24 protein-coding genes are annotated in these 25,513 nt (G+C 59.2%); 15 read left to right on the plus strand and 9 right to left on the minus strand.

Annotated elements, in window-relative coordinates; translation table 11 throughout:
• Positions 1 to 17 precede the first annotated feature (17 nt).
• The 6 genes from pip to infB all read left to right on the plus strand — a co-directional run bounded on the left by pip (position 18) and on the right by infB (position 7,340).
• Positions 18 to 989 carry a prolyl aminopeptidase gene (gene pip, locus ACTRWK_RS06025; RefSeq protein ID WP_074636697.1) on the plus strand — a complete coding sequence of 324 codons (972 nt, stop codon included), beginning with the start codon at positions 18 to 20 and terminating at the stop codon, positions 987 to 989.
• Complete coding sequence (locus ACTRWK_RS06030; protein WP_289081932.1) at positions 986 to 1,834, plus strand: ABC transporter substrate-binding protein; 849 nt, start codon at positions 986 to 988, stop codon at positions 1,832 to 1,834. Before pip ends, ACTRWK_RS06030 begins: the two co-directional genes overlap by 4 nt.
• A 162-nt stretch (positions 1,835 to 1,996) precedes the next feature.
• The gene (gene rimP / locus ACTRWK_RS06035; RefSeq protein ID WP_005850854.1) at positions 1,997 to 2,575 is read left to right on the plus strand and encodes a ribosome maturation factor RimP; all 579 of its coding nucleotides are present in this window, start codon (positions 1,997 to 1,999) and stop codon (positions 2,573 to 2,575) included.
• Complete coding sequence (nusA, locus tag ACTRWK_RS06040; RefSeq protein ID WP_005850855.1) at positions 2,576 to 4,204, plus strand: transcription termination factor NusA; 1,629 nt, start codon at positions 2,576 to 2,578, stop codon at positions 4,202 to 4,204.
• A gap of 22 nt (positions 4,205 to 4,226) precedes the next feature.
• The gene (locus ACTRWK_RS06045) at positions 4,227 to 4,847 is read left to right on the plus strand and encodes an RNA-binding protein (RefSeq protein WP_005850857.1); all 621 of its coding nucleotides are present in this window, start codon (positions 4,227 to 4,229) and stop codon (positions 4,845 to 4,847) included.
• 9 nt (positions 4,848 to 4,856) lie between these two features.
• A complete protein-coding gene (gene infB / locus ACTRWK_RS06050; RefSeq protein WP_462843823.1) occupies positions 4,857 to 7,340 on the plus strand; it encodes a translation initiation factor IF-2 in 2,484 nt (827 codons plus the stop codon).
• A gap of 1 nt (position 7,341) precedes the next feature.
• Here the strand turns inward: infB and ACTRWK_RS06055 are convergent, their stop codons facing one another.
• The 6 genes from ACTRWK_RS06055 to ACTRWK_RS06080 form a co-directional block, all read right to left on the minus strand.
• On the minus strand, positions 7,342 to 8,148 hold the full coding sequence (locus ACTRWK_RS06055) for a metallophosphoesterase family protein (RefSeq protein WP_037942368.1): 807 nt from the start codon (positions 8,146 to 8,148) through the stop codon (positions 7,342 to 7,344).
• Complete coding sequence (locus ACTRWK_RS06060; RefSeq protein ID WP_462843824.1) at positions 8,145 to 9,068, minus strand: diacylglycerol/lipid kinase family protein; 924 nt, start codon at positions 9,066 to 9,068, stop codon at positions 8,145 to 8,147. Before ACTRWK_RS06060 ends, ACTRWK_RS06055 begins: the two co-directional genes overlap by 4 nt.
• 74 nt (positions 9,069 to 9,142) lie before the next feature.
• Positions 9,143 to 9,277 (minus strand): hypothetical protein, encoded by a 135-nt coding sequence (locus ACTRWK_RS06065; RefSeq protein WP_005850863.1) that lies wholly within the window; start codon positions 9,275 to 9,277, stop codon positions 9,143 to 9,145.
• A gap of 126 nt (positions 9,278 to 9,403) precedes the next feature.
• Complete coding sequence (gene mutT / locus ACTRWK_RS06070; RefSeq protein ID WP_005850865.1) at positions 9,404 to 9,802, minus strand: 8-oxo-dGTP diphosphatase MutT; 399 nt, start codon at positions 9,800 to 9,802, stop codon at positions 9,404 to 9,406.
• A complete protein-coding gene (argJ, locus tag ACTRWK_RS06075) occupies positions 9,799 to 11,025 on the minus strand; it encodes a bifunctional glutamate N-acetyltransferase/amino-acid acetyltransferase ArgJ (protein ID WP_462843825.1) in 1,227 nt (408 codons plus the stop codon). The genes mutT and argJ overlap by 4 nt, the downstream gene beginning before the upstream one ends.
• Positions 11,026 to 11,028: 3 nt before the next feature.
• On the minus strand, positions 11,029 to 11,907 hold the full coding sequence (locus tag ACTRWK_RS06080; RefSeq protein WP_462843826.1) for a peptidylprolyl isomerase: 879 nt from the start codon (positions 11,905 to 11,907) through the stop codon (positions 11,029 to 11,031).
• A 176-nt stretch (positions 11,908 to 12,083) separates the two neighbouring features.
• On the opposite strand from ACTRWK_RS06080, the gene secA reads away from it, so the two are divergent.
• Together secA and ACTRWK_RS06090 are read left to right on the plus strand one after the other, a co-directional pair.
• Complete coding sequence (gene secA / locus ACTRWK_RS06085; protein ID WP_037942361.1) at positions 12,084 to 14,813, plus strand: preprotein translocase subunit SecA; 2,730 nt, start codon at positions 12,084 to 12,086, stop codon at positions 14,811 to 14,813.
• A 110-nt stretch (positions 14,814 to 14,923) separates the two neighbouring features.
• Entirely contained in the window at positions 14,924 to 15,193 is a 270-nt protein-coding gene (locus ACTRWK_RS06090; RefSeq protein ID WP_005850873.1) for a spike base protein, RCAP_Rcc01079 family, read from the plus strand.
• Positions 15,194 to 15,228: 35 nt separating this feature from the next.
• On the opposite strand, the gene ACTRWK_RS06095 is transcribed toward ACTRWK_RS06090, so the two are convergent.
• Complete coding sequence (locus ACTRWK_RS06095) at positions 15,229 to 15,897, minus strand: sugar transferase (protein WP_243250977.1); 669 nt, start codon at positions 15,895 to 15,897, stop codon at positions 15,229 to 15,231.
• 102 nt (positions 15,898 to 15,999) lie between these two features.
• Positions 16,000 to 16,734: a metallophosphoesterase gene (locus ACTRWK_RS06100; RefSeq protein WP_289081934.1), complete on the minus strand. Its 735-nt coding sequence runs from the start codon at positions 16,732 to 16,734 to the stop codon at positions 16,000 to 16,002.
• A gap of 144 nt (positions 16,735 to 16,878) precedes the next feature.
• Between ACTRWK_RS06100 and ACTRWK_RS06105 the strand changes: the two genes are divergently transcribed.
• The 7 genes from ACTRWK_RS06105 (at position 16,879) to ACTRWK_RS06135 (ending at position 24,790) form a co-directional block, all read left to right on the plus strand.
• Entirely contained in the window at positions 16,879 to 18,996 is a 2,118-nt protein-coding gene (locus ACTRWK_RS06105; protein ID WP_184583736.1) for a YjbH domain-containing protein, read from the plus strand.
• The gene (locus tag ACTRWK_RS06110; RefSeq protein ID WP_009825760.1) at positions 18,993 to 19,652 is read left to right on the plus strand and encodes a YjbF family lipoprotein; all 660 of its coding nucleotides are present in this window, start codon (positions 18,993 to 18,995) and stop codon (positions 19,650 to 19,652) included. Before ACTRWK_RS06105 ends, ACTRWK_RS06110 begins: the two co-directional genes overlap by 4 nt.
• A gap of 172 nt (positions 19,653 to 19,824) precedes the next feature.
• Entirely contained in the window at positions 19,825 to 21,069 is a 1,245-nt protein-coding gene (locus tag ACTRWK_RS06115; protein ID WP_184583737.1) for a polysaccharide biosynthesis/export family protein, read from the plus strand.
• A gap of 166 nt (positions 21,070 to 21,235) precedes the next feature.
• Positions 21,236 to 22,186 carry a glycosyltransferase family 2 protein gene (locus ACTRWK_RS06120; RefSeq protein WP_037965791.1) on the plus strand — a complete coding sequence of 317 codons (951 nt, stop codon included), beginning with the start codon at positions 21,236 to 21,238 and terminating at the stop codon, positions 22,184 to 22,186.
• Positions 22,186 to 22,590: a GtrA family protein gene (locus ACTRWK_RS06125; RefSeq protein ID WP_037942347.1), complete on the plus strand. Its 405-nt coding sequence runs from the start codon at positions 22,186 to 22,188 to the stop codon at positions 22,588 to 22,590. The genes ACTRWK_RS06120 and ACTRWK_RS06125 overlap by 1 nt, the downstream gene beginning before the upstream one ends.
• Positions 22,587 to 23,360, plus strand: coding sequence for a methyltransferase domain-containing protein (locus ACTRWK_RS06130; RefSeq protein WP_289081936.1), 774 nt, complete (start codon positions 22,587 to 22,589; stop codon positions 23,358 to 23,360). The genes ACTRWK_RS06125 and ACTRWK_RS06130 overlap by 4 nt, the downstream gene beginning before the upstream one ends.
• Before the next feature lie 26 nt (positions 23,361 to 23,386).
• Positions 23,387 to 24,790: a hypothetical protein gene (locus tag ACTRWK_RS06135; protein WP_289081937.1), complete on the plus strand. Its 1,404-nt coding sequence runs from the start codon at positions 23,387 to 23,389 to the stop codon at positions 24,788 to 24,790.
• On the opposite strand, the gene idi is transcribed toward ACTRWK_RS06135, so the two are convergent.
• Complete coding sequence (gene idi / locus ACTRWK_RS06140; protein ID WP_289081938.1) at positions 24,787 to 25,305, minus strand: isopentenyl-diphosphate delta-isomerase; 519 nt, start codon at positions 25,303 to 25,305, stop codon at positions 24,787 to 24,789. The genes ACTRWK_RS06135 and idi overlap by 4 nt on opposite strands.
• Between the last annotated feature and the right edge of the window lie 208 nt (positions 25,306 to 25,513).

A 25,513-nucleotide genomic window follows, 5' to 3' on the forward strand; every position in this document is an offset into this window, starting at 1 on the left:
GACTATATAGGGCTGTAATGGACAAAATCCCGGACCAAAAGCGCGCAGTGCAATATCTTCACCCGCCGATCGACCCGTTCGATCAGCGGATGATGGACGTGGGCGATGGTCATTCGATCTATGTCGAACAATGCGGCAACCCCGATGGCATCCCCGTGGTGGTCCTGCATGGCGGCCCCGGCGGCGGGTGCAGCCCGTCGATGCGGCGCTATTTCGATCCGGCAAAATATCACGTGATCCTGTTTGACCAACGCGGGTGCGGGCGGTCCAAGCCTTTTGCGTCGGTCATCAATAACACCACATGGGATCTGGTCGCGGATATCGAACGCATCCGCAAAGCGCTTGGCATAGAGAAATGGATCGCTTTTGGTGGCAGCTGGGGCGCGACGCTGGCGTTGATCTATGCCGAAACCCACCCCGAGAGGGTGCGCAACATCATCCTGCGCGGCGTTTTCATGATGACGCAGGCGGAGCTTGACTGGTTCTATGGCGGCGGCGCGGGCAAGTTCTGGCCCGATCTTTGGGCGCGGTTTACCGGCCTGATCCCCGAAGCCGAGCACGGCGATCTGATCGCTGCCTACCACCGCCGGCTGTTCTGTGGCGACCGCATGACCGAAGTGAAATACGGCAAGGCCTGGGCCGCGTGGGAAAATGCGCTGGCCTCGATCCATGCATCGGGCGGGTCGTATGAGGGCCCGGGGGAATATTCGCGCACCTTCGCCCGGCTTGAGAATCACTATTTCACCAACGCCGGATTTCTTGAGTTTGATGGCCAGATCCTTGCGCATGTGGACCGCATTGCCCATATCCCCGGCGTGATTGTGCAAGGCCGCTACGATATGATTTGCCCCCCCTCCAGCGCGTATGAACTGGCGCAGGCTTGGCCCAATGCCGAGCTGAAGATGGTGCGCAATGCCGGTCATGCGCTGTCTGAACCCGGCATCAGCGCCGAACTGGTGCGCACGATGGACAGGATTGCCGCGCAATGACCCGCTCTTTGATGGATCGCCGTGCTTTATTTGCCTCGGGTGCTGCGGCGGCCTTGCTGGCGGCGACAGGGGTGTCGGCGGCGTCCATGCCCAAAGCGGGCGGGCGGTTGCGGATGGCGCTGTCGGGGGCGGCGCGCAGCGATACCTGGGGGCAGGGCGATGGTCTGTTCATGCAGGTGGCGCGGCAGGGGTTGATCTTTGATACGCTGACCGAAATCGCCGCTGACGGCACCCTGCGCGGAGAGCTGGCAACAGCTTGGCAGGGCAGCGCCGACGGGCGCGTCTGGTTGGTCGATCTGCGCAAGGATGTGCTGTTTCACGATCAACGCCCCATGACCGCGCGCGATGTTGTCGCGTCCCTCGCGCTGGACGGTGTGGTAGAGGCGACAGGCCCCCATCAGCTGCGCATCACGATGGATGCGCCCGCGATGGACTTGCCCTTTACGCTGGCGGACCCGCGTCATGTGATCCGCGCCGCCCACGGGATGGACGACGGCATCGGCACCGGCCTGTACCGTCTGCGAAGATTTACGCCGGGTCAGCAGGTTTTGGCCGAACGTGTGGCGGATCACTACAAAGGGCGCAGCGCCGGTTGGTTCGATACGGTTGAACTGGTGTCCATTCCCGCGCAGCAGGTCCGTGCGCAGGCGATGGCTGAATATCTGGTCGAAGCGGCAGACCTGAATGATGGCGAAGCCCTTCAATCCTATGATGATATTGCCTTGCTGCCCCATGCACGCGGGGTGACCCATGCGGTGTCACGCAGCATCGCCATGCCCCTGCGCACCGGCCAGCATCGCCCGTTGGACAACCTGCGCGCCGCCGAACGCTGGTGGCTGGCCTAAGCAGGGCAGGCACACGGGGCTTGCAGTTTCACATATACGGGCGTATATGACGTCTCAACAGCGGCGCATCGGGGTCCACACCTGAGGCTCCACCGATCTTGAACACGGGCCGCGCGCCCGTTTTTTTGTGCCTGCTCGAAACCGCAGGATGATAGTGAGATTATGAACAACGACCTGATTGCAAAAGCAGCCATTGATCGCCGCATGGCCGAGATCATCACACCGGTGATCGAGGATATGGGGTTTGAACTGGTGCGCGTTCGCCTGATGTCGGGCAAATCGACGACGTTGCAGGTGATGGCAGACCGTCCCGATGGCGGTATCGAGGTGGACGAGCTGGCCCTGATCAGCCAATCCATCAGCGCTGTCATGGATGTCGAGGATCCGATCCTTGATGAATACACCCTTGAAGTGTCGAGCCCCGGCATCGACCGCCCGCTGACGCGGCTCAAGGATTTCGAGATGTTCGAGGGCTATGAAGCCAAGATCGAAACCGGCGAACTGATCGACGGCCGCCGCCGCTTTAAGGGCGAGCTGGCGGGCGTCGAGGATGACGAGGTGCTGATCAACGTCGAGGAAGGCACCATCGGGCTCAAGTTCGATTGGCTGACCGACGCCAAACTGGTTCTGACCGACGATCTGATCAAAGAAATGCTGCGCCAACGCAAAGCGTCCGGTGCGATTGACGAAACCAAATTCGATGACATCGAGACCGAAGGGTCCACCGAGGGAGACGACTAAATGGCCATTACATCTGCCAACCAGCTGGAACTGCTGCAAACCGCCGAGGCTGTGGCCCGCGAAAAGATGATCGACCCCAATCTCGTGGTTGAAGCGATGGAAGAATCGCTCGCTCGGGCGGCGAAGTCGCGCTACGGCGCTGAGATGGACATTCGCGTTTCCATCGACCGCAAGACCGGTCGCGCGACCTTTACCCGTGTGCGTACGGTTGTGGCCGATGACGAGCTTGAGAACTATCAGGCGGAATTCACGGTAGAGCAGGCCAAGCAGTATATGGCGAACCCCGAAGTCGGTCAGGAATTCAGCGAAGAAGTCCCACCGGTTGAAATGGGTCGTATCGCCGCACAATCCGCCAAGCAGGTGATCTTGCAGAAGGTCCGCGAAGCCGAGCGTGACCGCCAGTACGAAGAATTCAAAGACCGCGCCGGTACTATCATCAACGGTCTGGTCAAGCGCGAGGAATATGGCAACGTTATCGTCGATGTGGGCGCTGGCGAAGCGATCCTGCGTCGCAACGAGAAAATCGGCCGCGAAAGCTATCGCCCGAACGACCGTATCCGCGTGTACATCAAGGATGTGCGCCGCGAACAGCGTGGCCCGCAGATCTTCCTGAGCCGCACCGCGCCTGAGTTCATGGCCGAGCTGTTCAAGATGGAAGTGCCTGAAATCTATGACGGCATCATCGAGATCAAGGCCGTCGCCCGTGACCCCGGTTCGCGCGCGAAAATCGCTGTCATCTCTTATGATGGCTCCATCGACCCTGTGGGGGCCTGCGTTGGTATGCGCGGCAGCCGCGTTCAGGCCGTTGTGAACGAGCTTCAGGGCGAAAAGATCGACATCATCCCGTGGAACGAAGACCAGCCGACGTTCTTGGTGAACGCGTTGCAGCCTGCTGAAGTCTCCAAGGTTGTTCTGGACGAGGAAGCGGGCAAAATCGAAGTCGTCGTTCCCGAAGAACAACTGTCGTTGGCGATTGGCCGTCGTGGTCAGAACGTGCGTCTGGCGTCGCAGCTGACCGGTCTGGACATCGACATCATGACCGAAGAGCAAGAGAGCCAGCGCCGTCAGGCAGAGTTCGAACTGCGCACCAAGCTGTTCATGGACAATCTGGATCTGGACGAATTCTTTGCCCAGCTTCTGGTCTCCGAAGGGTTTACCAACCTCGAAGAAGTCGCCTATGTCGAAGTGGACGAGCTGCTGGTCATCGACGGTGTTGACGAAGACACCGCAAGCGAACTGCAAGCCCGCGCCCGTGACGTGATCGAAGCGCAGAACAAAGCGGCGCTTGATGCGGCGCGCGCCTTGGGTGTGGACGACACGCTTATTGAATTCGACGGTCTGACACCCCAAATGATTGAGGCACTGGCCAAAGACGACGTAAAAACGCTCGAAGATTTCGCGACTTGCGCGGATTGGGAGCTGGCCGGCGGCTGGACTACCGTGAATGGCGAACGCACCAAGGATGAAGGGACACTTGAACCTTTCGATCTGTCGCTGGAAGATGCGCAAAAGCTGATCATGACCGCGCGCGTCCTGCTGGGCTGGGTCGATCCTGCCGAGCTTGAAGCGGATGATGTCGACGAAGAGTTCGATGCCGACATCGACACGGACGAGGAGGCCGAGGCCTGATCGCGGGGCCTTGGGGAACGATATGACACGTGGTGGCGTTTCTAAAGACCGGCAAGACGGTCCCGAACGAAAGTGTATCGCCACTGGCGAGGCGCAGCCCAAAAACGGGCTGATCCGCTTTGTCATTGGCCCCGACATGCATGTTTTCCCGGATATCATGGGAAAACTGCCCGGTCGGGGGATGTATGTGTCAGCGGATCGGGCCGCATTGGAGAAAGCGGCCAAGAAGGGTCTGTTCGCTCGCTCGGCCAAGCAACCTGTCAAGGTTGCGGATGATTTGGTGGATGAAGTTGAAAAGCAACTTGTCCGCCGTGTGGTTGACCTGATTTCGTTGCAACGCAAGGCGGGCAAGGCCGTTGCGGGCTACGAAAAAGTCAAAGGTTGGCTGCAAATGGAAGAAGCCGAAGTGTTGATCCAGGCAGTAGATGGATCGGGCCGCGGCAAATCGAAACTAAGCACGCCGCATTACGGCCATTACATTGGCTGGCTGACGGCAGACGAATTGGGTTTGGCTTTCGGACGCCAAACTGTGATACATGGGGCGCTCGCCTCTGGTGGTCTTACCTCTCGTGTTGTAGAGGAGGCTCAGCGGTTAAAAGGCGTGCGCATAAACGAGGGTGGCAACGGTCACCCGAAAGGATAGACGAGCTTCATGAGCGATAGTGACGGCAAAAAGACATTGGGCCTGCGGGGAGCGTCTTCGCGTCCCGGCAACGTAAAGCAAAGCTTTAGCCACGGGCGGACGAAAAACGTCGTGGTCGAGACCAAGCGCAAGCGCGTTGTGGTGCCCAAACCTGCTGGCGCAAAAGCCGGCGGCGGTAGCAATCCATCGCTCGGGGATCCCTCCAAGCGTCCGGCAGGGATCACCGATTCCGAAATGGAACGCCGGCTGAAGGCGGTTCAGGCTGCCCGCGCCCGCGAGGCGGAAGAAGCCGAAGCACGCGCAGCCGAGGAAAAGGCCCGCGCGGAAGACCGCGAGCGTCGTCGTGCCGAGATCGAGGCGAAAGAAGCCGAAGAGCGCGAGCGCGAGGAAAGCCTGAAGGCGAAAGCCGAAGAGGACGAGCGCCGCAAGAAAGAAGCGGAAGCCGCAGCAGCCGCTGCCGCAGCCCCCGCAGCGGCCCCTGTCGCGCCGCGTTCGCCGAACATCAAATCCGGCGCACCGACCCCTGCGGCCCGCAAGAAAGAAGGCGACCGCGAGGAAACCAACAAGCGCAACAAGGGTGGCGACGATAGCCGCCGTTCCGGCAAACTGACGTTGAACCAGGCTTTGTCCGGTGGCGAAGGTGGCCGTCAACGGTCCATGGCGCAGATGAAACGCAAGCAGGAACGCCAGCGCCAGAAGGCAATGGGCGGTTCGGTCGAGCGTGAAAAGGTCGTGCGCAACGTCAACCTGCCTCCGGCGATCGTGGTTTCCGAACTGGCGAACCGGATGGCCGAACGCGTTGGCGCTGTCGTCAAAGCATTGATGACAAACGGCATGATGGTCACACAGAACGAAACCATCGACGCTGACACAGCCGAGCTGATCATCGAGGAATTCGGCCACAAAGTGGTGCGCGTTTCCGACGCTGACGTTGAAGACGTGATCAAGGAAGCCGAAGACGATCCGAAAGATCTGGTCTCGCGTCCTCCGGTCATCACGATCATGGGCCACGTTGACCACGGTAAGACATCGCTGCTTGACGCGATCCGCAAAGCCAAGGTTCAGTCCGGCGAAGCGGGCGGTATCACGCAGCACATCGGTGCCTATCAGGTCACAACCGACAACGGTCAGGTTCTGAGCTTCCTCGATACACCGGGCCACGCGGCCTTTACCTCGATGCGGTCGCGCGGTGCGCAGGTCACCGACATCGTCGTTCTGGTGGTCGCGGCGGATGATGCTGTGATGCCTCAGACGATCGAAGCGATTAACCACGCGAAAGCGGCCAAGGTGCCGATGATCGTGGCGATCAACAAGATCGACAAATACGAAGCCAACCCTGACAAAGTCCGTACGGACCTGCTGCAGCACGAGGTCATCGTTGAAAAGATGTCCGGTGAAACACAGGACGTCGAAGTATCGGCCACCACGGGTCAAGGTCTGGACGAACTGCTGGAAGCCATCGCGCTGCAAGCGGAACTGCTGGAACTGAAAGCGAACCCGAACCGCGCCGCGGTCGGTGCCGTGATCGAAGCGCAGCTTGACGTGGGCCGCGGCCCCGTTGCGACTGTTCTTGTTCAGAACGGTACGCTGCGTCAGGGCGACATCTTTGTTGTGGGCGAGCAGTACGGTAAGGTCCGTGCGCTGATCAACGATCAGGGCGAGCGCGTGAAAGAGGCAGGCCCATCCGTGCCGGTAGAGGTGCTTGGCCTGAACGGGACACCGGGTGCGGGCGACGTTCTGAACGTCACCGACACCGAAGCGCAGGCGCGCGAGATTGCGGAATACCGTGAAAAAGCCGCCAAAGACAAACGCGCTGCGGCTGGTGCTGCCACGACGCTGGAACAGCTGATGGCGAACGCCAAAGTGAATGAAACCATTAGCGAGCTGCCTTTGTTGATCAAAGCAGACGTTCAGGGTTCTGCCGAAGCGATCGTTCAAGCGATGGAGAAAATCGGCAACGACGAAGTCCGCGTGCGCGTCCTTCACTCGGGCGTGGGTGCGATCACCGATACCGACGTTGGTCTTGCCGAAGCCTCCAACGCGCCGATCATCGGTTTCAACGTGCGTGCAAACGCATCGGCCCGTGCCTCGGCAAACCAGAAGGGTGTCGAGATCCGGTATTACTCGGTCATCTATGACATGGTTGATGATGTGAAAGCTGCCGCAAGTGGCCTGCTGAGCAACGAGATCCGCGAACACTTCATCGGCTATGCGTCGATCAAAGAGGTGTTCAAAGTGACTGGCGTTGGCAAGGTTGCGGGCTGTCTGGTGACCGAAGGCAAAGCAAGCCGCGCCGCTGGTGTGCGTCTGCTGCGCGACGATGTCGTGATCCACGAAGGCACGCTGAAAACGCTCAAGCGCTTCAAGGACGAAGTTGCCGAAGTACCGTCAGGCCAGGAATGTGGTATGGCGTTCGAGAACTACGAAGACATCCGTCCGGGCGACGTTATCGAAATCTTCACACGTGAAGAAGTCGTACGCACGCTGGACTAAGTTACACTTCGTCCGATATCTGATGATCAGAAGCCCGGTTAAATGTCCGGGCTTCTGTCGTTTCAAAGACCCGTTTATCTTCGTTAAAGCTCAGCCGGTCGACACAGACCTGATCGTCCGAGATTTTCACAAGGTTGAAATCATTCGGCTCTCCGCGCACGCGCGACGACAGGCTGGTCCCCGCATGCAACTGGATCGCCGTGGTGCCGCCGGATTCGACGGTAAAATTCTCTGCGTGCCACGTGTGAAGGTGCCCCGACAGGATCAGGTTCGCCCCGCAAGACAGCAGCTTTTCCAGCGCGATCTCGGCACCGGGTATGGGCTTTTTCTTGGTGTGATTGGGATGCTCTAGCGGGTGATGCACCACTAACACGCGGGCTTTGCGCGCGGCGGTGTCGTCCATCGCCTTGCAGGCATGCGCGATACGCCCTGCCGTCAGCTTTCCCGTCTGCCACGAAAAGCGATCGACCGAGTTGATGCCGATGACGACCATATCGTCGTCTTCATACCGAGGCGTCAGATCGGCGTTGATCCATTTGCGATACCGCCGCCACGGCATGAAAAACCGCTGGAACGGGCGGTCAAGCAGGACATCATGGTTCCCCGGCACACCCAAGACAGGCGCGTTGATCCGCTGGATAAAGTTATGCGCTTCCTCGAACTGGCTCCGCCGCGCGCGCTGCGTGAAATCGCCCGAGATGGCGACCATATCGGGGTTCAGTTCGTTCACACAAGAGAGCAGCGGTTCCAGCAGGTCGGGTCGATCCTTGCCGAAGTGTAAATCTGAGAGATGTACCAATGTGCTCATCTGACGGCCTCGTTGAATTCGGCAGGAACGATCAGCTGCAGGGCCTCGCGCTGCATGTGCAGTTTGAACGGGCCTTTCATGCGGCTTAGCTCTCCGTCGCGGGCGACGGGGCGTGATTTATGCGGCATCTCAAGCGTGATCTCGTTCCCGCAGTGCATTTGATAGTCGGTTTCACGTTTCGCGACCCCAAGGGCCAGCGCGGCGGCGTGTTTGAACAACCCCCAGCGGTTCGTATCGGGGGCAACCAGCAGCACCATGCCGCCCTTGGCGATACAGTCTTCGCCGCTCAGCCCCATTTGGTTCAGCTGAAAGGCGTTGCTGATCGCAAAGACCAGCGGTGTCCTATGTTTAAAGGATTTGCTATCAATCGTCACCGTCAGCCTGAGCGGCGCGCGGAGTGTTGCCAGCGCTTTGACCACCGACCAATAGGCCGCGACACGGCTGCGGCCCCAGCGGTCATAGATGCCTTCGCGGGTTTTCAGGATGGCGGCATAGGCCCCGATGCTGGCGTTGTTCAGAAACGCGTTGCCATTGATCTTGGCGATGTCCGTGGGGCGCAGGACGCCTTTGGCGATGACATCCACGGCTTCGTCAACGGTTTCGGGCAGGTTCAGCGAACGGGCGAAATAGTTAAAGGTGCCTGCGGGGATAATCCCCATCTGGTTGGGCACATGCGCCAAGCCCGAGGCGACGCCGCTGATCGTTCCATCGCCGCCTGACGCGACGATGGTGGCATCGGGGTTCGCTTCGGCAGTGGATTGCGCCACCTGTCCCAAATCCGCGCCATTGGGCGAGAATTCAACGAAGCTGACGGGAATGTCGTGGTGTTGAAACCTCTCTGAAATCCGGGACTTACGCTCTGTCCCGTCTTGGCGGCCGGAGCCCTTGTTCAGAATAACGATAACACGTTGAGGCTTCATGATTGATCCATCCTTGATGACCTAAGCAAACGCTTGGGGCAGGGGGATGGTTCAGATGTTTTGCGTGTGCCTGATCAGTTCCGGCGCTGGATTGGCTTGCCGGTATAGATCGCGTCATCAACCTTAACCGATACGCGGCCGTCGGGCATGTCGCGGACGAAAATACCCTGGACGGATACGGTGGAACCGATGGTGATTGTGCGAAGCATTGCTTCCTCCCAGAAGAACCTGAAGTTGCATCTTTATAAGCGACAATTTGCCTAAGTCTAGCAACAAAAAAGTCGAGGATGCAGTATTCACGCGCGTAAAGAAACAGCGGCGAGGTCGCGCTGGCCCTAAAGCCAGTCGCGCAGGATCGGAATCAGGGGAATGTCCGCAGGGGGCATCGGATAATCTTTCAGCGCATTGGCACGGACCCATTTCAGGGTCTGCCCCTCACGCGCCTGCGGTGTGCCGTTCCATTTGCGGCAGGCAAACAGCGGCATCAGCAGGTGAAAATCATCGTAGGCATGGCTGGCAAAGGTCAGCGGGGCAAGGCAGGAGGCCCATGTGTCGATGCCCAGTTCTTCTTGCAGCTCGCGGATCAGCGCGGCTTCGGGGGTTTCGCCGGCTTCGACCTTGCCGCCCGGAAACTCCCACAAACCGGCCATGGATTTGCCGGGCGGGCGCTGTGCCAAAAGCACGCGCCCGTCCACGTCGATCAGGGCAACCGCCGAGACAAGGATAACCTTCACGAACGATAGTCCGCGTTGATCTCGATATAGCCGTGGGTCAGGTCGCAGGTCCAAACCGTTGCTTTGCCGTCGCCAAGGCCCAGATCAACGCCGATGGTGATGTTCTGGCCCTTCATATGCGCCGCCGCTGCCTCTTCCGAGTAGTCGGGGCTGCGCCAGCCGTCTTTGGCCACCTCGATATCGCCAAAGCGGATCGACAGGCGATCCCGATCAGCAGCAGCACCTGATTTACCGACGGCCATCACCACGCGGCCCCAGTTCGGGTCCTCGCCCGCGATGGCGGTCTTGATGAGGGGGGAATTGGCGATGGCCATGCCGTGGGTCTTGGCGTCGTCATCCGTAGCGGCACCGGTCACGGCGATCTCGACGAATTTGGTCGCCCCTTCGCCATCTTGCACAACCTGATGCGCGAGGTTCAGCATGACGCCGTGCAGCGCTCCCGAGAACGCATCGCTTTCGCTGGCATCCACGCCCGACGCGCCAGTTGCAGCCAGGATCAAACTGTCGGAGGTCGATGTGTCGCTATCCACGGTGATGCAGTTAAAGGTGCTATCGGTATGGGTCGACAGCATCTTTTGCAGCGCCGGTTGGCTCACAACCGCATCGGTGAAGATATAGACCAGCATCGTCGCCATATCTGGCGCGATCATGCCCGATCCCTTCGCAATCCCCGCGATAGAGACTGTTTCACCGTCAATCTCGACCTCGGCACGAGCCCCTTTGGGGAAGGTGTCCGTGGTCATGATCGCCTTGGCCGCATCGGAAATGCCCTTGTCGGACAACGCGCCCTTAAGGTCCGCCAGAACAGCCGTAATCCGGTCGTAGGGCAGCGGTTCGCCGATCACACCTGTTGAAGATGTGAAGACACGCGATTGGGGAATGTTGCAGGCATCAGCAACCGCAGCGGTAATTGCTTCGACCGCGGTGACGCCGCCCTTGCCGGTGAAGGCGTTGGCGTTGCCCGAGTTGACCAGGATCGCGGCACCGGTGTCTGATGTCGCGCCGATCTTGGCCTGACAATCCAGAACCGGCGCGGCGCGGGTGGCAGAGCGTGTAAACGCCCCCGCCACCGTAGAGCCCGGCGCCAATTCGGCCAGCATCACATCGGTGCGGCCTTGATACCGTACCCCCGCCGCGATGGTGGCGAAACGCACACCATCGATGACAGGAAGATCAGGGAAGTGATCGGGTGCCAGCGGGGATACAGCGGTGATTTTGCCCATTTGTTACTCCAGCAGGCCGAGGTTGGTCAGAACCGAAGGGTCGATTGTGTCAGCCGCCGAGCGGTCAACATCTGCGGCTTCGGTGGTCTTTTCGATCAGGGTCTGTGCCTTGACCTGACGGACCTGGGTTTCCAGCTCGTCCTTCACGTCTTCGAGCTTGGGCGCTTCTTTCTGGCGCTTGTCGTCCAGTTTGATCACGTGCCAGCCGAACTGGGTTTCAACGGGATCAGACACAGCGCCGACTTCAAGCTCGGCAACGGCGGTTTCAAACGCGGGCACCATCATGCCGGGCCCGAACCAACCCAAAGTACCGCCCGCAGGACCGGAAGGACCGGTGGACTTTTCTTTCGCCAGCTCGGCAAAATCCGCGCCTTCATCCAGCTCTTTCTTGACGGCTTGGGCTTCTTCTTCTGTTTCTACCAGAATATGCGACGCGCTGAATTCCTCGGTCGGTTCTGCATCGGCGTAAGCTTCGTCATAGGCGGCTTGCAGCTCTTCCTCGGTGACGTCCTGGGCCATTGCTCTCTCGATCACTTCGCCCGCGATCAGCTGGCGACGTTCGTTTTCAAGCGCCATCTCGATCCGCTTTGGCACTTCGCCGTCAAAATCTTGCGACAAGGCGGTTTGCTGCACAAGCTGATCCAGAATGCCTTTGAACAGGACTTCGGGGGGAAGCTGTTGATATTGTTCGGGCAGGGTGGCGCGGGCAATGATCATGCTGCCAATCGTGATGTCGGTGCCATTGACCGTGGCAACCACGGTTTCAGCGGTGACGTCTGTCTGCGCATCCGTGTTTTCGGCAGTGTCGTCCTGCGCAACAGCGGGCAGGGCGAGCGAAGCTGCCACCACGAATGGTGCCAGAAAAGTGAGAGGTTTTTGCATGTATCTGTCCTTGGTTTGGCAGCCACAAGGGGCTGCTACATTGACACGGTTTAGTGCGGCCCTTACATCGCCCTATGGGCGCGGCCTTGGCGCACGTTCAGTCTTGTATCTAGGGGCTGTCCGGCGGCTCGGCAAGCAGATGGACGCCTTGGAACATAACTTCGGCAGGAGATTGCATGCTGGGCATCGGAACACTCGCCAAAAAAGTCTTTGGGACCCCAAACGACCGTAAAATCAAGGCGACCCGCCCGCTGGTTGAAAAGATCAACGCGCTGGAAGAAGAATTCTTGGCTTTGACCGACGACGGTCTGAAGCAAAAAACGGAAGAGCTGCGCAAGCGGGCCATTGACGGCGAAAGCCTTGATGATCTGCTGCCGGAAGCTTTTGCGAACTGCCGTGAAGGCGCCCGCCGGACCTTGGGTCTGCGCGCCTTTGACACGCAGTTGATGTCGGCGATTTTCCTGCATCAGGGCAATATATCCGAGCAGAAAACCGGCGAGGGTAAAACCCTGACCGCGACGCTGGCCGCTTACCTCAATGCGCTGACCGGCAAGGGCGTGCATGTGGTCACGGTGAACGAATACCTCGTGAAACGGGACGCCGACTGGATGGGCAAGGTCTTTGCCTCGCTTGGGCTGACCACGGGCGCTGCGGTGTCCGGCATGACCGAGGAAGACAAACGCGCCGCCTATGATTGCGACGTAACCTACGCCACGAACAACGAGCTGGGCTTTGATTATCTGCGCGATAACATGAAGTCTGAGCTGAGCCAGATTTTCCAGAAACAGCACAACTTTGCCATCGTGGATGAAGTCGACAGTATTCTGATCGACGAGGCGCGGACGCCGCTGATTATCTCTGGCCCGTCGCAAGACCGCTCCGAGATGTATAAAATCGTCGACGATGTGATCCCGCTGCTGCAGGAAAGCCACTACGAGCTGGACGAGAAAACCCGCAACGTGACCTTTACCGACGAAGGGAACGAGTTCCTCGAGCAAGAGCTGCACAGCCGCGGCTTGCTGGAAGAAGGGTTAACGATGTATGACCCCGAAAGCACCACCATCGTGCACCACGTGAACCAGGGTTTGCGGGCGCATAAGCTGTTCCAGCGCGACAAGGATTACATTGTGCGCGACGGCGAGGTGATGCTGATCGATGAATTCACCGGGCGTATGATGTCCGGTCGTCGTCTGTCCGACGGGTTGCATCAGGCGATCGAAGCGAAGGAAGGCTGCCAGATCCAGCCCGAGAACGTGACACTGGCCTCGGTCACCTTCCAGAACTACTTCCGCCTATATGACAAGCTGGCGGGCATGACGGGTACTGCCGAAACCGAAGCCGAAGAATTCGCCGAGATTTACGGGCTGGGTGTTGTCGTTGTCCCGACCAACGTGCCGGTTGCACGTGTGGACGAAGACGATCAGGTCTATCGTTCGGCGCTGGAAAAATATCAGGCGATGATCGAAAAGGTCAAAGAAGCCAATGCGATAGGCCAGCCGGTTCTGGTGGGTACCACCTCTATCGAGAAATCCGAAATGCTGAGCCAGATGCTGACCGAAGCGGGCATCAAGCATAACGTTCTGAACGCGCGCCAGCACGAGCAGGAAGCGCAGATCGTGGCGGATGCGGGCAAGTTCGGCGCGGTGACCATCGCGACAAACATGGCCGGTCGCGGCACCGACATTCAGCTGGGCGGCAACGTCGAGCTGAAGGTGATTGAAGCGCTGGACGCTGATCCTGATGCCGATCCCGTTGCGATCCGTGAAAAGATCGAAGCGGAACACGCTGACGAGAAGAAAAAAGTGCTCGACGCAGGGGGCCTTTATGTTCTGGCGTCCGAGCGTCACGAAAGCCGCCGGATCGATAACCAGCTGCGCGGCCGTTCGGGCCGTCAGGGGGACCCCGGCCGGTCGTCCTTCTACCTGTCTCTCGAAGACGATCTGATGCGTATTTTCGGCTCTGAACGGCTTGAGAAAGTGTTGACGACGCTTGGCCTGAAAGAGGGCGAAGCGATTGTACACCCTTGGGTCAACAAGTCGTTGGAGCGCGCGCAGGCCAAGGTCGAAGGGCGCAACTTTGACATTCGCAAACAGCTGTTGAAGTTCGACGATGTGATGAACGACCAGCGGAAGGTCATCTTTGGCCAGCGCCGCGACATCATGGAAGCTGCCGACCTGCAAGAGATCACCGCCGACATGCGCGAGCAGGTGATCGACGATTTGATCGACCAGTTCATGCCGCCAAAAACATATGCAGATCAGTGGGATACACAAGGTTTCCAGGCCGCGGTTGCGGATCAGCTGAACCTGGATGTGCCCGTTGCAGCATGGTGTGAGGAAGAGGGCGTCGACGATGAGGTCATCCGCGAACGTCTTGTCGAAGCCAGCGAAAACATGATGGCCCAGAAGGCTGAACAATTCGGCCCCGAGAACATGCGCAACATCGAAAAGCAGGTGTTGTTGCAGGCGATTGACGGCAAGTGGCGTGATCACCTTCTGACGCTAGAACATCTGCGGTCGGTCGTCGGTTTCCGCGGCTATGCGCAGCGTGATCCGTTGAACGAATACAAGAACGAATCCTTCCAACTGTTTGAAAGCATGCTGGACAGCCTGCGGACCGAAGTGACCCAGAAGCTGGGTCAGATCCGTCCGATGACAGAGGAAGAGCAGCAGCAAATCCTGTCGCAAATGCAGGAACGTCAGGCCGCGGCGCAGGTTAACGCAGCGCAGGCGGCGGAAGAGAACAGCGAAGCGCCGGCTTCGACCGCCGCTGCCGCGTCCGGTTCGACCGCTGTGGCGGGGTTCGATGAGAATGATCCAAGCACGTGGGGCACCCCTGCGCGCAATGATGAATGCCCCTGTGGGTCGGGCAAAAAGTTCAAGCATTGCCACGGCAAGCTTGCGTAAATGATCTTCCCCAAGGCTGGTTGCTGGCCTTGGGGGTGCTCCGCACGGTGGGGTAAGATTTAGGTAGGATCGGTAGACCAAGCTGCGCTTTTCACCAAACGGAGAGCGACATGCCAATTACCGACAATTTCAACGACTATACCGCAGGATTGACCGGCCCTATTTGCGGGGCCTTTGATATTGTGCCCGACGATACCGCCGACCTGCCGCAGATCACCCGTGGCTTTATGGTCGGTGGGGCCGGTGATGTCGCGGTGACGCTGAAAAGCGGGGATGCAATCACTCTGCCCGGTTTGATGGCGGGGGTCGTCTACCCGTTTCGCATCTCAAAAGTGCGCGACAGCGGCACCACCGCAACGGGGATCAAAGGGTTGGTCTAGCGCCTTGTCACCGCGTTAACTGTTGTTGCGCCCCGTCAGTATCCGGTGGGGCGCAACAGGACGGGCAGAGTGCGCGCGATGATCTTGAGATCGCCCATAAAGCTTGGCTGGCGGGCATAGCGTTCATCAAGCGAAGCGCGTTCGGCAAACAGCAGGATGCCGCGCCCCGATACCTGCCAAAGCCCTGTGACCCCCGGGCGCACCCGTTGGTAAGCCTGGCGTGCATCACCGTAGCTGTGCAGCTCCGCCCGGGTGACGGGGCGCGGCCCGACCAAAGACATATCGCCGCGCAGTACGTTCCAGATCTGGGGCAGTTCATCCAGACCGGTGCGACGCAGGAAATGGCCGCCGGGGATCACGCGCGGATCTTTGGTCAGCTTTTGGTACAACGCCCATTCCAGCGCGCGATCAGGTCGCGCCAATAGAATCGCCGGCAGCGCGGCCTGTGCATCAGGGACCATCGTTCTGATTTTCCAACAGCGGAAAACCTTGCCGGCGCGCCCAATCCTCGGGTGGGCATAAAGGCCGCCCTGACCCGTGGATGCCACCAGACAGTATAAAACGATAATCACCGGCAGGATCAGCGGCAGCAACGCGAGGCTGACGGCAAGGTCGAACACCCGTTTCCCGCCACGTTCGTAAAGTGGTGCCCGACGTGCATGGACATCACTGCCCTGCCGTATCCCGATATCGATAAACGCCATCGTCACCTCTTACCCATAGCAACCAAACACCGACGCATGTGCCGGTGTGTCAGCTAAAGCAGAGGTATCCTAAGGTGTGGTTAAAATCGGGATGCCGTCAGATCAAAGGTAGTTAAATTCGACCTCGCCATTGTGGATCGTTGCGGCGGTGAGCTTGTCCGTCGCGTAGGCACCGGTGTCGATCGACACCACGCCGCCCTTGATCATCGGCGTGTCGACGATTGTGTGCCCGTGTACGACCCAGATGCCGTCACGGCGGCGTTTGCGCCCGAAATCCTCATGCCCCCAAAGCAACGTCCGGCTTTCCTGATCCTTGATAGGGATCAGTGGGTTAGCAGCGGCGTGGACGAAGGCGACATTGCCCGACATCCAAGAGGTCGGAAGGTTGATCACCCAGTCAAGCAAGGCCTCGCCCATAGCACCTTGCAGGGCATCGCGGGCGCGTTCAAGATCGTCACCAGAGGATGTTTGCGACACGCCCGAGACGCCAAAGCTCGACAAAGTCTGGAGCCCGCCGTACCGGAGCCAGCGCGGACCATTCTCTTTCGGATTGTCGATAAACTTTAGCATCATCTGTTCGTGGTTGCCCATAAGCGTGATGATATCGGGCTGTTCGTGCAGCGCCTGCAGAACCTGCGCGCTTTGTTCGCCGCGGTCGACAAGGTCGCCGACGCAGATCACCTGTGTGCCGGCCGGAGGTTCGGGCAGTCTTTCAAGCAGATCAAAACGCCCGTGAATATCTCCGATCGCAATCACGGGCACATCCGGTGTGATCGGATCGAAATGGGGTTCGGGCTCGGGGTCAGGTTGACGGCGTTTAAACCAACGGTTCAGCATGGGTCTTGGCGTATCCTCTGTGTTGCAAAACTGGCGCAACGAAATGGTAAATCCGTTGATTGGACGGCACACAAAGTGTAGTCCTTCCTAAACTTCTCTACGGTCCCGGTATTCGCAACAATTAATTAATAGGTAGGTTAGCAGATGCAAGGGCGCTCGAGGAAACTAGCTTGTTCGATGCTAGCCGGGGCGTTTTGCGTCACTAGTCTTGCCGAAGGTTCAGCGCAATCTTTATCGACCTACGGCACACCCGGGTTGGTTGAAATGCCGACGGCCCGCGTGTTGAAGGACGGCGATCTGGCCTTCACGGCAAGCACGTTTGGCCCCAACTACCGGTATTCAGCAACGTTCCAGGTCTTGCCGCGTCTCTATGGGACATTCCGGTATTCGCAGATTAAGAATATCAGTACCAATGCGTTCCTTGATGGCGATACCTTCGACCGCAGCTTTGATGTGCATTACCAGATCTGGGATGAAACCGACCTACGCCCTGCTTTCGCCGTGGGTTTGCGTGACTTTTTAGGCACCGGTATCCTGAGCAGTGAATATTTTGTGGCCACCAAAAGCTTCGGGTCGAAGCTGGAGGTCACCGGCGGTCTGGGATGGGGGCGGCTTGCGGGGCGGAACTCATTCTCGAATCCGTTCAGTATTTTGTCAGACCGGTTTGACACACGGACGCGCGACGCCAACACGGGCGGCCAGCTAGAAACAGGGAACTGGTTCCGCGGGCCGACGTCGGTCTTCGCGGGCGTGCAGTGGAATGTGTCGGACCAGATGACGCTATTCGCCGAATACTCCCCCGATGAATACACGCGGGAATCGGTGAACACGGGCATCGACGTGTCTTCGCCCCTCAACGTGGGGTTGGAGTATCGTTTCAAGAACGGTGTGCACCTCAAGGGGTTTGTCGTCGGGGGGCATGAGGTCGGCGCGCAGCTGAGCTATGTCATCAACCCCAAGAAACCGTCTGTACCCGGCGGGTTGGAGCAGGCCCCGCGCACCGTCGGCGCGCGCAACCGTCTGGCGATTGCTGAGTGGAACAACTCTGCTGCCGGGGGCGGGCGTGATGCGGTCGAGACCGTTTTGCAGCGTGTGCTGGCGGAAGACGGGCTGGAGCTGCAAGGCTTCACCATGTCGGGCAACCGCGCGACCGTGCGCGTGGAAAACACCCGTTTCGACAATGAGGCCCAAGCGGCAGGGCGCACGGCGCGGGCCATGGCGGTGACGCTACCCCCCGCGATCGAAGAGTTCACGGTCGTGTTTCTGGAGCGCGGCGTGCCGCTGAACCAGATCGTGACGCAAAGATCCGATCTGGAAGAGCTGCAGTTTGATTACGATGGTGCCTGGCGCAGTCTGGCGCGGGCGCGTCTGGAAGACGGGCACGATCAGGGCCGCGAAGGCGAGTTGGCGGATGTCTATCCGGTCTTTGACACGTCGATCGGCCCATATCTCGCCACGTCCTTTTTCGACCCTAACAGCCCGATCAGGGCCGATTTAGGCGTCCAGCTTAAGATGGATTACCGGCCCCGTCCGGGGCTGACCTTTGCGGGTCGTTTCCGCTATCCGCTGGTGGGTAATATCGATAAATCGTTCCGCGTGTCGGATTCCGTGATCGAGCCGGTCCGCTCTAATGCTATACGCTATGCAAAGGAATCTGAGCTTGAGGTGAACAGCCTCACGGCGGAGTATTTGTTCCGCCCGGGGAAAAACCTGTTCGGTCGTGTTTCTGCAGGGTATCTGGAAGGGATGTTTGGCGGCGTGTCGACCGAGGTGCTTTGGTATCCGATGGATAGCCGGCTCGCACTTGGGGCAGAGCTGAACTATGTCAAACAACGTGATTTCGACATGCTGTTCGGGTTTCAGGACTATGACGTTGTGACCGGCCATGCCTCTGCCTATTATGATCTGGGCAATGGGTTCTTCGGGCAGCTAGACGTTGGTCGCTATCTTGCGGGTGACTATGGCGCGACGTTCTCTTTGGATCGTGAATTTAACAACGGGTTCAAGGTTGGCGGGTATTTCACGCTCACGGATGTGTCCTTTGATGATTTTGGTGAAGGGTCTTTCGACAAGGGCCTGCGGTTCGAAGTGCCGCTTTCGTGGCTGACCGGACGCCCGTCGCGGACGAAAGTCCAGCAAACAATCAAGCCGATTACACGCGACGGCGGGGCGCGTCTTGCTGTCGCCAACCGTTTGCACGGGGTCGTGCGCGACTATCGCGGCAAAGAGCTGCGGGACAGCTGGGGGAGATACCTGCGATGATCTTACGTGCGTTGACCCTTGGTCTGTGTCTGGCGGGCCTCACAGCCTGTAGCGCCAGTCAGAATCTTCTGGCGCGTGGTGTTGCCGTTGCTGTGGACGACGATTCAGTCGTGCCCAAAACCTCGCAAGGGTTTCCGCCGCGTTTTGCCGCGCTGGTGCAGGATACCGCTACCCCCGCCTTGCTGCTGACCGTAGAAAACCGTGCACAAACCGGCCGCATGCTGCGCGAGGCGCGTGTGAACGGTGTCGATACATGGCTGAGTTCGGATTTAACGGCGCTGATGCTGGAAGACGGGATGCTGCAAGGTACACGCGGCCTTGGGTCTGAACTCTTCGCCGCTGATGTGTCGGAGCCCAAGGCGCTGATCCTGTCCGGGCGGCGCGGTTATTCAGACCGGTTGCACAGCAATCTGACAGGATTGGATGAGATTTCTACCCGCGCGTATCGCTGTCTGGTGGAGCCGCAGGGCAGCGCGACGCTCGCGCTTGAGATCGGCACCGTGCCGACGCGGGTTGTAACCGAGGATTGTAAAAGTCTGGACCAGTCGTTTCGGAATACGTATTGGGTCAGTGTAAAGAGCGGTGCCATTGTACAGGCGCGGCAATGGGCGGGTGACGAGGTCGGGTATTTGATGACCAAGGCCGCCGCCCGTTAAGGTTAACAGGGGCCGAACCTGTCTGGGGGCGAGGTGTCACATGATGAATGGGAGTATTAAAGTGCGATACCTATTGGTAGCTGTTTTGGGCCTGACCCTTGCAAGCTGTGGTACGGTTTACCGAACACCTGAAGTTGTAGAGGGCGTCGCTGGCGGCACCAATGTACGGGTAATGAACCTCACTGCTGAATCCGTCATTCAGGCGAATAGATCCGCCTATGCGCCACGGAGCCTGCCCGATGTGTTTTCCCGCACCGCAGGCTCTGGCTCGGGGCTGCGTGGAACCGGGGCGCTGCCATCGCCCACACTCGACGTTCAGACCCGCCCCAACGCGCTTGAGCTGCGCCTGCCGCCCCCGGTTGATCCCGGTCCCTACGAGATTGGTATCGGTGATGTGGTGCTGCTGGCCACGCCGCGCGCCGCCGGATCGGTTGAACAGTTGACCGGGCTGCTGGCCGCACAAAACGCGCGCCAAGGCTATACGGTGCAGGATGACGGATCGATCAACATTCCCGATGTGGGCCGTGTGCGTATTGCCGGTTTGACCATTGAAGACGCCGAAGCGGCCTTGTTCCAGCGTCTGGTCGAGAACCAGATTGACCCGACTTTCAGCCTCGAGATTTCCGAGTTCAACTCGCGCCGTGTGTCCATCGGGGGTGCCGTGTCGCAGCCGACTGTTGTGCCGGTAACGCTGACGCCGCTCTATCTGGAAGAAGCCTTGGCCGCTGCCGGCGGGATCACGGTCGAGGATCAGGACTATGCCTCGATCCGTTTGTACCGTGATGGTACGCTGTATCAGATCCCGCTGTCGCAGCTTTATTCCCGCGCGAGCCTGACCAAGACCCGTCTGCTGCCCGGCGATGCGATCTTTGTTGATACGGAATACGAACTGGCGCGTGCGCAGGAATATTTCGCGCAGCAGATTACTTTGGTTCAGGCGCGTCAGGCGGCACGCGCCTCGGCATTACAGGAGCTTCAGCTTGAGGTGTCCTTGCGCCGCGATAATCTGGACGAAGCCCGCGATAACTATAAAGCACGCCGTGATCTAGGCGCCGATGATCGCGACTATGTCTATCTCGCGGGTGAGGTTGGAACGCAGTCGCGCTTTGCCTTGCCGTACGAGCGTAAGGCAAGTCTGGCAGATGCCTTGTATGATGCGGGTGGTGTGGCGTCGTCGACCGGCGATGTATCGCAGGTCTATGTGCTGCGCGCCTCCTCTGACCCGCGCGAACTGGGCGCCATTACCGCGTGGCATCTGGATGCCCGCAACGCCGCGAATTTCGCGCTGGCCCCGCGGTTCGAGCTGCGCCCCGATGACATCATCTTTATCGCGCAGCAGCCCGTCACCAAATGGAGCCGCGCTGTTTCGCAGATCCTGCCGCAGATCCTGAGTGTGGGGAACGCGGTCAGCAATTGATCTGACCACGATTGATGACCAAAGGCCGGGCAGAAATGTCCGGCCTTTTATGTTTCAAAGGGAATGTCTAACGGCCAGAGGTTTCGCAAATAGAACCCATCGGTGCCCTATTTCAGCCACATCGCCTCATTACCCCTGAACGGGTCAATTATTCAGGCGGTGTGATATGTATCTTTCTGTTGTGATCCCTTGCATGAACGAAGAAGCCTCGATCCCGGGGCTGGTATCGCGGCTGACGCAGGCAATCGCGCCGTGGAAAGATCGGGCCGAGATTATTCTGGTGGATGATGGATCCACCGATGCCACGTGGAAAGCGATCGAGGCCGCGCAAGCCGGCTGTGCGCAACTGGTGGGTATCAAGCTTTCGGCCAATCGCGGGCATCAAATCGCGCTGACCGCCGGGCTTGAGGCGGCACAGGGCGAACGCATTTTTATGCTGGATGCCGATTTGCAAGATCCGCCGGAATTGCTGGTCGACATGATGTTCATGATGGATCGCGGGTTTGACGTGGTTTACGGCCGTCGTAGCGAGCGCCAAGGCGAGACCATGTTCAAGAAGGCCACGGCGCATCTGTTCTACCGCTTCCTCAATGCCATGTCCGATGTCCCGATCCCGCAGGACACGGGCGATTTCCGTTTGGTCAACCGTCGCTCGCTGGATGCGGTGCTGGCGATGCCGGAAAAGGCCCGTTTTATTCGGGGGATGTTCGCTTGGGCAGGCTTTAAACAGGTGGGTATTGAATATATCCGCGCACCACGCGCCTTGGGCGAAACCAAATATCCCTTCCGCGCCATGATGCGCTTTGCCATCGACGCGATGACCGCCTTTTCGACGAAGCCGTTGAAACTTGCGACGCGTCTGTCTTTTGTCAGCTTGTTCATGGCGGCGTTGATGGCCGTTTATGTGATCTATTCGCTGGTCGTGTACCAGACGGCACCGGGTTGGGCGTCGGTGGTGCTCGCCGTTAGCTTCTTCTCGGGGGCGCAGCTTTTGACGCTGGGTATTCTGGGGGAGTATATCGGTCGCCTTTACGTCGAGGCCAAGGATCGCCCGCTTTATTTCGTGAGCGATGATACGCGCGATATGGTCCCAGACGTGAAACGGTTGCGTGCCTGATGCGTGTTTTTGACTATAAGTGCGCCCGCTTTGGGGTTGTCGGCATTATGACGGCATTATCCTACGTGGCGATGTATCCGGCGTTTCTGGCGGCGGGGGTGCCACAACCGGCAGCCAATGCGCTGGCGTTTTTTCTGGCGATCGTGCTGCAGTACATTGGTCATGCCTTGTTCACCTTTGAACGGCGGCTGATCAATCGCAGCCAGATCACAAAATTCGCCATCATGGTGGGCTGCGGTTTTGGCATGTCGATGCTTGTCACGGGCCCTCTGGCAGAGGCTTTGGGGATGCCGGCCTGGGCGGCGGCGCTGGCCGTTGCGCTGTATCTACCGGTGCAGAACTATATTTTGATGACCCTATGGGTGTTCGCCTTGCCGCACCCCAAGACGGAGTACATGTCATGAGCCATATCTACAGTGATACATTTTTCGACTACATCAACCAAAGTGCGCGCGCGTCGGCAAAACCGTTTGTGTCATTGCTGTTTCCTTTGCTGAAGCCCACGACGGTGATCGATCTGGGCAGTGGACGCGGTGTTTGGATGGATGAATGGCGCAAAGGTGGCGCGGAGGACGTGCTGGCGGTAGACGGGGACTATGTAGACCGGGCGCAACTGGCAGTCGCGCCAGAGCAGTTCATGGCCGCCGATCTGACACAGCCGGTAAAGACGGGCCGTCGCTTTGATCTGGCGCAGAGCCTTGAGGTCGGGGAGCATCTGCCCACCAAAGCCTCGGAGGTTCTGGTTGATAGCCTCACGCGGGCATCTGATCGTGTGTTGTTTTCCGCTGCGGTCACCGGACAGGGGGGCGAGTTTCACGTGAATGAACAGCCATTGTCCTTCTGGCAGGATATTTTCGCGGCTAAAGGCTATGTCGCCTATGATTGCGTGCGCCCTGCATTGAAAGACAACAAGGATATCGCGCCCTGGTATCGTTACAACGCGATCCTGTATGTGAATGAGGCCGGGCGCGCGGGTTTGCCGAAAGAGATCCTCGCGACCCAAGTGCCTGCGGGCCAAAAGCTGCGCAACGCGGGTAGCCTTGGCTGGCGGTTGCGTTTGGCTGTGGTCAAGACCCTGCCACGCGGCGTTGTCACTGCCATTGCGCAAGCGCGGGCGATGGTGCTTGCCCTGCGGGCGCGCCGTGCCAAAACCCTGGGTCGCGCGGTTGTATGACGGCGGCGGTCGGGCGGCAGTTGGCGATGCGGGCCGAATCTGAACGGCTGCAGCTGGCACCGGTCTTCCTGATCACACTGGTGGCGGCGTTCTTGCTGACGGGGCAAAATCTGCTGGATCCGATGATCCGCCATGATGACTATCCCGCCTTTTTCGCAGATGCGCCCGCCTTTTGGAACAAGACCCTGCACGAGGGGCGGTGGCTGAACTACATCTGGCACCTGCGCGAGGTGGTTACGCCTGCCTGGCTGAACTTTGCCCTGTATCAGAGCCTATGGGCGGCGTTTGTCGCTGCGTTTGCCGTTGCGGCGATGGGGCCCGGTGCGCAGCGCTGGTTTACTGTCGTGCTGGCCCTGCTGCTGGTGGTTTGCCCGTCCGAGATGTTGATCTCGCTCTGGTTCAATACGCTCATCCCCGGGTTGGCTGTTGTGGCGCTGTTTGCGGTGCTGGCCTGTTACATCTCCAGCGCGCAGTTGCGCTGGCTATTGCCGATTTTCGTGATCGTCAGCTTTATGGCCTATACGACCTATCCGCTGCTGCTGTTGGCGATTTGCATTGCGCGCACGCGGGACCGGTCAATCCGCGATCTGGCGGAGCTGATGGCGCTGTTTTGCGCAAGCTTCGTTGTCGCGGTGCTGACGGTCTATACGTTGAACTGGCAGGTTCACGGTGTGTTTGGCGTGCCTGTAGCCGATTGGCGTGATCCGACCGCGGGGGACGGGATTGGCGGGATGATCGCGAACCTGCCGAAGCTGGGGGAAACATTTACGCTGTTCCTCAACCGGACCGGCATCGGGTATCCGCCGCTGATCGGGCTTATTCCTTTCGTCTATATCATTGCCCTGAATGTGCTGCGCAAGCGCGCGCCGCTTGAGGCTTTGTATCTTGCGGCTGGTATGGCGATCGGGCTGGCGCTGACGGTGGTTCAGGCGCTGAAGCTGGGGGTGATCGTTCCGCCGCGCGCGTTTATCTTCTTTTGGGTTTTCTTTGCGCTCACTGTGGTGCGTGCGGTTCAGATATTGAGCGAGGATGAGGGTCTATACGGCCGTTTAGGGCGCAATCTATTGCTGTTGATCGTCGGGGTGTGGTTCATCCAGCTGTTTCTAGCCTATGGGCAGTCCAATGATTGGCGTAGTGATACCAAACTCTGGGCGCAGGAGGTGCGGGCGACGGAGGGGCCGGTCTATGTCTATGGCGATTCGTCGAAAATTGCCGCTGGGCTAAAGGCCGGCATACAATCTTACAAAGCGCTGCCGTTCCGGCTGAAACAGTTGACCGGAAAGACGGCGGTCGCCTGTGACGAGCTGCCTGATACCTGCCCGTCCCGGCCAGATATGACTGCCGGTGATGCCGAGGTGCACTTGCTGCGCGAAGGGAATGCGCTGTTCATGCTGTTTACGCCAGAACCGTCGGACGAGACTGAGGATTAAGCGGTAAAGATGCTGTCCATGTGTTCGGCCAGATAGATGCGCAGCCAGGGGGTAAAACGCTCTGGCGTGGTTTGGGTCTGGCGGGCGAGGTCGGAGAGGTCGACCCAGGCGGTGTCCATCACTTCGGCGGGGTTCGGGGTCACATCGGTGAGCGCGACGTCTTCGGCGACGTAAATCTCTACCAGCTCATGTTCGGTCAGGCCGCCGCCCACATCGGCGCGGTATTCGACCTGGTCGCGATGGTCGAGCCTTAGGCCGCTGATCCCCAGCTCTTCGTCCAGTCGCCGTTTGGCGCAGGTGAGCGCGGGTTCCTCCCAGAACGGATGGGTACAGCAGGCGTTCGCCCAGAGACCGGGGGTGTGATATTTGCCAAGCGCCCGCCGCTGGATCAGGGTTTCGCGTCCGCGCATGACGAAAACCGAGATAGCCTTATGGCGCAGACCGCGCTGGTGGACCTCGAGCTTTTCGACGGGGGTAAGCTTGCCGTTGACCCAGGCGGGGATCATCGTGGTCATGTGGCTGCCCCATTCGGGTGGCGTTGTGGCGATGTCATATCCGGCTGCCCCGCTCCTTGCGGCCCGCTGGCCCCTCTGCGCTAGGCGGTCTTGTAGCGGGTCGGTTTTGGATTGTCAGCCGCTGGTTGCGAAATGAAGGATAAGAGCGGTTACGCAATACCGCGCGCGGTGGTGCAGGCTCGCGTTAACCTGTCTGCGGCAGGGTGAG

The sequence above is a fragment of the Sulfitobacter sp. G5_S2_6_S6 genome, from assembly GCF_054968505.1.

Excerpts from the sequence above, each read along its gene's own strand:
- ACTRWK_RS06120 (WP_037965791.1), top strand. The coding sequence starts at position 21,236 with ATGTATCTTTCTGTTGTGATCCCTTGCATGAACGAAGAAGCCTCGATC.
- ACTRWK_RS06090 (WP_005850873.1), top strand. The coding sequence starts at position 14,924 with ATGCCAATTACCGACAATTTCAACGACTATACCGCAGGATTGACCGGC.
- rimP (WP_005850854.1), top strand. The coding sequence starts at position 1,997 with ATGAACAACGACCTGATTGCAAAAGCAGCCATTGATCGCCGCATGGCC.
- ACTRWK_RS06100 (WP_289081934.1), bottom strand. The coding sequence starts at position 16,734 with ATGCTGAACCGTTGGTTTAAACGCCGTCAACCTGACCCCGAGCCCGAA.
- ACTRWK_RS06130 (WP_289081936.1), top strand. The coding sequence starts at position 22,587 with ATGAGCCATATCTACAGTGATACATTTTTCGACTACATCAACCAAAGT.
- idi (WP_289081938.1), bottom strand. The coding sequence starts at position 25,305 with ATGACCACGATGATCCCCGCCTGGGTCAACGGCAAGCTTACCCCCGTC.
- ACTRWK_RS06060 (WP_462843824.1), bottom strand. The coding sequence starts at position 9,068 with ATGAAGCCTCAACGTGTTATCGTTATTCTGAACAAGGGCTCCGGCCGC.
- secA (WP_037942361.1), top strand. The coding sequence starts at position 12,084 with ATGCTGGGCATCGGAACACTCGCCAAAAAAGTCTTTGGGACCCCAAAC.
- ACTRWK_RS06105 (WP_184583736.1), top strand. The coding sequence starts at position 16,879 with ATGCAAGGGCGCTCGAGGAAACTAGCTTGTTCGATGCTAGCCGGGGCG.
- nusA (WP_005850855.1), top strand. The coding sequence starts at position 2,576 with ATGGCCATTACATCTGCCAACCAGCTGGAACTGCTGCAAACCGCCGAG.
- ACTRWK_RS06110 (WP_009825760.1), top strand. The coding sequence starts at position 18,993 with ATGATCTTACGTGCGTTGACCCTTGGTCTGTGTCTGGCGGGCCTCACA.
- ACTRWK_RS06080 (WP_462843826.1), bottom strand. The coding sequence starts at position 11,907 with ATGCAAAAACCTCTCACTTTTCTGGCACCATTCGTGGTGGCAGCTTCG.
- ACTRWK_RS06115 (WP_184583737.1), top strand. The coding sequence starts at position 19,825 with ATGAACCTCACTGCTGAATCCGTCATTCAGGCGAATAGATCCGCCTAT.
- infB (WP_462843823.1), top strand. The coding sequence starts at position 4,857 with ATGAGCGATAGTGACGGCAAAAAGACATTGGGCCTGCGGGGAGCGTCT.
- ACTRWK_RS06055 (WP_037942368.1), bottom strand. The coding sequence starts at position 8,148 with ATGAGCACATTGGTACATCTCTCAGATTTACACTTCGGCAAGGATCGA.
- ACTRWK_RS06125 (WP_037942347.1), top strand. The coding sequence starts at position 22,186 with ATGCGTGTTTTTGACTATAAGTGCGCCCGCTTTGGGGTTGTCGGCATT.
- ACTRWK_RS06045 (WP_005850857.1), top strand. The coding sequence starts at position 4,227 with ATGACACGTGGTGGCGTTTCTAAAGACCGGCAAGACGGTCCCGAACGA.
- ACTRWK_RS06135 (WP_289081937.1), top strand. The coding sequence starts at position 23,387 with ATGCGGGCCGAATCTGAACGGCTGCAGCTGGCACCGGTCTTCCTGATC.
- pip (WP_074636697.1), top strand. The coding sequence starts at position 18 with ATGGACAAAATCCCGGACCAAAAGCGCGCAGTGCAATATCTTCACCCG.
- ACTRWK_RS06095 (WP_243250977.1), bottom strand. The coding sequence starts at position 15,897 with ATGGCGTTTATCGATATCGGGATACGGCAGGGCAGTGATGTCCATGCA.
- ACTRWK_RS06030 (WP_289081932.1), top strand. The coding sequence starts at position 986 with ATGACCCGCTCTTTGATGGATCGCCGTGCTTTATTTGCCTCGGGTGCT.
- argJ (WP_462843825.1), bottom strand. The coding sequence starts at position 11,025 with ATGGGCAAAATCACCGCTGTATCCCCGCTGGCACCCGATCACTTCCCT.
- ACTRWK_RS06065 (WP_005850863.1), bottom strand. The coding sequence starts at position 9,277 with ATGCTTCGCACAATCACCATCGGTTCCACCGTATCCGTCCAGGGTATT.